The sequence below is a fragment of the Bartonella sp. TT29SHDZB genome, assembly GCF_042193395.1.
Classification (GTDB): domain Bacteria; phylum Pseudomonadota; class Alphaproteobacteria; order Rhizobiales; family Rhizobiaceae; genus Bartonella.
The window spans coordinates 1-3808 of the sequence record NZ_JBHILQ010000047.1; the positions used below are offsets into that span (position 1 = coordinate 1).

The window sequence follows — 3808 nt, forward strand, 5'->3', positions numbered from 1 at the left end:
CTTTAGGCGCCATGTAATGGTTTCCTTGACACTAAGAACCAAGACTTGTTAGTCCTCTCATTAAACGCGGGTCTGATCTCATGATTTTGGTGAGCGTTCCAGAGAGTTTGAGAGGCGGATAGCCTCTCATTAAAAAATAAAGTTTATAAATAAAAACTATTTTTATTTGCCAATCTCCTGAAATTACTTTATTGGTAAGCGAATGTTTTAATCGTATACGCAGCGATTAATAAGGGATTAAAAGCCTTAAAGTTTGAACATAAAAATTAGCCCACTCTGTGGGTTTCCCGGGATTCCGGGAGCTTTTGCTATGTCCAGGTGCTTTAAGCACTAAAAGCAAAAAGCTGATTCAAACTTCAGTACTTTTAACTCCCGGAATACCAATGCGAGGGCGCTCGCACTCGGTCGGGGGGAATTTAAAGTGCAAAAGAAAACTCCACATTTTAATGATATTTCTGTAGGCAAAAGAATTCGTCATAAACGCATTTCAATGGGAATTTCTCAGACAGAGTTAGGAAACAAATTAGGAGTAAGCTTCCAACAAATCCAAAAATATGAAAAAGGCTCAAATCGTGTAGGAGCTGGACGCTTGCAGGAAATCGCTAACATACTAGATGTTCATATCTCCTTTTTTTATACCGATATTTCACAAAAAAGAAATATTCCGTACCATTATGATGAAGAAATTTCCAGTAAAGAAGAATATTTCCTTTTAAAAGGTTTTAGAAAACTTAATCCTAAAAAACAGAAAGCAGTTTTATGTTTGTTTTCTGAATAAAATGAATACTTTTAAAATTATAGCGTACAAACTAATCGCTCTGTTTATAAGCATTCATTAATATTTCTAGAAAATCACCATGGCGATATCGCTCTTGTTTAGCCATCAATTTAAAACGATTAATGATATTTACGCTAGCTTTGATATTTAATTGTATCTCAACTGACTGTTCACGACTTGGGAAAGTTGCTGCCTTATCTACCTCTTTGCGTTGTATAATGTTTAAAGAAGATTGAGTTTGTCGTGGTTTAAAATCATCAAGTTCTGAAAAATTTAATGGTTTTCTTTCTGTACTCATTCTTTAATTTCCTTTCTCTTGAACTTTTTTTAGCTTTGTAATGACTTCAGCAACAAATGCTTCGACATTGCCAATCGCAGTTTCTAAATTATTAACTTCCTTTGGATTGAGATTACGATGTGAACCTCCAGTTGCAAAGATTGCGGAAAAAGCATCACGTTCATTGATTTCTGTTTCAAAAACATCAAGTTCTGGGTTTTTTCTAAATTGAGATGATACAAAACGAGCAGTTCTGGATTTTGCAACAACTTTAGATTGCGTAAACAAAACAGAATAAGCGATAAGACGCCGTACAGCTTTCATATCTCTGTGAATTTCTTTTATAATTTCGATAGCTGCTATAGCGTCTTGCTGTTGTTCCTTCATAGGAACAATTACAAAATCAGATTGACTAATTGCATAACTAGTTAAGCGTGATGCTGTACCTTCTAGATCAACAATTACGAATGGATCTCGAGTAGATGCAATTTCTATTTCATCTAAAATAGTTTTTTCAGATTCATTAGTAACGACAGTAAGATTATCTGGTTTACCCGGCAATTCAGACCAAGTGGTAATAGGATGGCGAGGATCAGCATCTATAATTGTAACTGGTTTAGCATGTGCAAGTTCACAAGCAAGGAGCAAAGCAGCTGTTGTTTTTCCACTCCCCCCCTTGGAATTAGCAAAGGATATGACAGGCATTTAGTTACTTTCTAAATAGAATATAGTATTGTATAGTATTATACCATAAGGTATAATAAAGTATTAAAATATACCCTTTATAAGGAGAAAAAATGACCAATAAACCCGTTCAAAATCATAACGATAAAGTTTTTAAAAACGTTAGCAAATTTTTTGAAACTTTTAATCAAAAAATAGATTGTTTTAACAAACCCGATACAATACAGCGTGATGGATTTACAGAAGTTAAAACAAAAAGAGGAGATATCATAAAAAGTACAGTTCCAGAAGCTGCACTACAATTAGCTCTAATGATAGACAATGGTACAAAATTTTGGAAAGAGGATATAAGAAAAAAATAATTTTTCTATGAGAAGTTCGTCAGTTAAGTTTACTATACCTTATGATATTATATAGTAGGGTATAGTACTATACTAAAAGATACCTTTATGTTCTTGGCATGGTAATGATAGGCTTTATTTTCGTAAGCTTGATGTTTTTACGTTCAATAAATAAACGTAAGGTGTTCACACTAACTCCTAATGTCTTAGCAATACGGCTCTGTGATAAACCAACATTTATAAATGCTTGAATTTCATCAATATGATTGTCCAGCTTTAATTGCGTAGCTTTACTTCCTTTTGGCCGGCCAAGTTTTATTCCTCGTTGACGAGCAACATTTAAGGCTTCTTTTGTGCGTGTTTGAATTAAATGCCGTTCAATTTGTGATACCATACCCAATACGTTTGCAATGATATCGCTTTGTAAACTTCCATCCATGATAAGGTTTTGTTTCGTTATATGCACAATTAAACCACGTTCACTGGCTGCTTTGAGAATTTCTAAAACAGCAAGAGAAGAACCAGCTATACGAGAAAACTCCGGTGTGAGTAAAACATCACCACATTCAGCTTTTTCAATTAAAGCACCAAGTTTACGCTTACGCCAATCTTTTCCTCTACTTGCAATTTCTTCCTCAATATAAAGTGGAGCAAAGCCATTTTTATTAGCATATTCTAACAATCCAAATTTTTGATTTTCTGTATCTTGTCCATCACGAGAAACACGTAAATAAGCATAAAATTTTGGCATTTTCAGTAAAAAGGTTATTTTTGATTAAAACTGATATATTATTGCATAGAAAAAATAGGAATTAAATATACAATTTTCGTTCATAAAAAATGATCGTTTTTTCTGATATTGCAATTTATGACGCTTCAAATGACACTGTGCGTATACTTCATGCAAAAAAAATTCAGTCGTTAAGTGTATCTAAATTGAATCCGGCGGTGTTTAATAGTTCAATAAGTTTTGGGAGAGTTTCTTTTACGTGTTCATTAAAAGGAATGTAATTAATCCCTTCATAATCTGAAGGCACTTCAACATCTCGTTGTTTTAAAATAGCAATATTTCTGCAAGAAATTTTAGGAATTAACATACCCATTTTAAAAATAACATTTTGATTAGCGCGCGGTTTTGCATCTTTTTTATCAGCAGATTTTTCATATCCAATATCATCGGGAGTAAGTAGCACAATACCAAATTTTGGAGAATTAGTTTGCATACTAATTTCTTGTTTAAAATCCTCAATAGTAGTTAAATTATCACTACCAAATTTCAGAACGTATGGTTCCAATCCAAGCTTAAAAAGAATACGTTCAGTTTGTTCTAAAATAGTATGATTATTATATACAATAAAAATTTTTGGCATTTTTATATCCCCTATAAAATACATGCATTTGTCCCAGAGGGCTTATTATTCTTTATCAACGAATAATTGCGATAAAAATTTCTCCCAATCTATATTTTCCTTTAATTTATCATTAGTCTCTTTATCAAATTTTATTTTTTTACCATTTACAGTAAAACAAAATTCAACACTTTCGATATCATCATGATTGAGCATTTCCAACACCTATAATTTCAGTTATGTTCCATGTTTTATTGAGTTTAATGGAAATTTTAATACCTTTGTTTTTACATTGCTCTCTGAAAGCAGGCGCCCCCCGCACCTGCTATTTTATTTACGCAACATCCTCATACTCATCACGAAAATAATCATCATCACT

Annotated in this window: 7 protein-coding genes; 2 read left to right on the forward strand and 5 right to left on the reverse strand. The window is 32.7% G+C overall.

Annotated features, from left to right (window positions below; all coding sequences use genetic code 11):
- The first annotated feature begins 421 nt into the window (after positions 1–421).
- Positions 422–778: a helix-turn-helix domain-containing protein gene (locus tag ACFIJJ_RS09050; RefSeq protein WP_375621836.1), complete on the forward strand. Its 357-nt coding sequence runs from the start codon at positions 422–424 to the stop codon at positions 776–778.
- Between the two features lie 31 nt (positions 779–809).
- On the opposite strand, the gene ACFIJJ_RS09055 is transcribed toward ACFIJJ_RS09050, so the two are convergent.
- Together ACFIJJ_RS09055 and ACFIJJ_RS09060 are read right to left on the reverse strand one after the other, a co-directional pair.
- Entirely contained in the window at positions 810–1076 is a 267-nt protein-coding gene (locus tag ACFIJJ_RS09055; protein ID WP_375618900.1) for a hypothetical protein, read from the reverse strand.
- 3 nt (positions 1077–1079) lie between these two features.
- Positions 1080–1760: an AAA family ATPase gene (locus ACFIJJ_RS09060; protein WP_375621837.1), complete on the reverse strand. Its 681-nt coding sequence runs from the start codon at positions 1758–1760 to the stop codon at positions 1080–1082.
- A gap of 92 nt (positions 1761–1852) precedes the next feature.
- Here ACFIJJ_RS09060 and ACFIJJ_RS09065 point away from each other — a divergent pair, with 92 nt between their 5' ends.
- Positions 1853–2101: a hypothetical protein gene (locus tag ACFIJJ_RS09065; protein ID WP_375621838.1), complete on the forward strand. Its 249-nt coding sequence runs from the start codon at positions 1853–1855 to the stop codon at positions 2099–2101.
- A gap of 85 nt (positions 2102–2186) precedes the next feature.
- Here the strand turns inward: ACFIJJ_RS09065 and ACFIJJ_RS09070 are convergent, their stop codons facing one another.
- The 3 genes from ACFIJJ_RS09070 to ACFIJJ_RS09080 all read right to left on the reverse strand — a co-directional run bounded on the left by ACFIJJ_RS09070 (position 2187) and on the right by ACFIJJ_RS09080 (position 3645).
- Positions 2187–2831 (reverse strand): recombinase family protein, encoded by a 645-nt coding sequence (locus ACFIJJ_RS09070; RefSeq protein ID WP_375646715.1) that lies wholly within the window; start codon positions 2829–2831, stop codon positions 2187–2189.
- Positions 2832–2994: 163 nt separating this feature from the next.
- On the reverse strand, positions 2995–3450 hold the full coding sequence (locus ACFIJJ_RS09075) for a TIR domain-containing protein (protein ID WP_375646716.1): 456 nt from the start codon (positions 3448–3450) through the stop codon (positions 2995–2997).
- A 45-nt stretch (positions 3451–3495) separates the two neighbouring features.
- Positions 3496–3645, reverse strand: a complete 150-nt coding sequence (locus ACFIJJ_RS09080) for a hypothetical protein (RefSeq protein ID WP_375612426.1) — start codon at positions 3643–3645, stop codon at positions 3496–3498.
- Positions 3646–3808: the final 163 nt, after the last annotated feature.

Excerpts from the sequence above, each read along its gene's own strand:
- ACFIJJ_RS09065 (WP_375621838.1), top strand. The coding sequence starts at position 1,853 with ATGACCAATAAACCCGTTCAAAATCATAACGATAAAGTTTTTAAAAAC.
- ACFIJJ_RS09080 (WP_375612426.1), bottom strand. The coding sequence starts at position 3,645 with ATGCTCAATCATGATGATATCGAAAGTGTTGAATTTTGTTTTACTGTA.
- ACFIJJ_RS09060 (WP_375621837.1), bottom strand. The coding sequence starts at position 1,760 with ATGCCTGTCATATCCTTTGCTAATTCCAAGGGGGGGAGTGGAAAAACA.
- ACFIJJ_RS09070 (WP_375646715.1), bottom strand. The coding sequence starts at position 2,831 with ATGCCAAAATTTTATGCTTATTTACGTGTTTCTCGTGATGGACAAGAT.
- ACFIJJ_RS09075 (WP_375646716.1), bottom strand. The coding sequence starts at position 3,450 with ATGCCAAAAATTTTTATTGTATATAATAATCATACTATTTTAGAACAA.
- ACFIJJ_RS09055 (WP_375618900.1), bottom strand. The coding sequence starts at position 1,076 with ATGAGTACAGAAAGAAAACCATTAAATTTTTCAGAACTTGATGATTTT.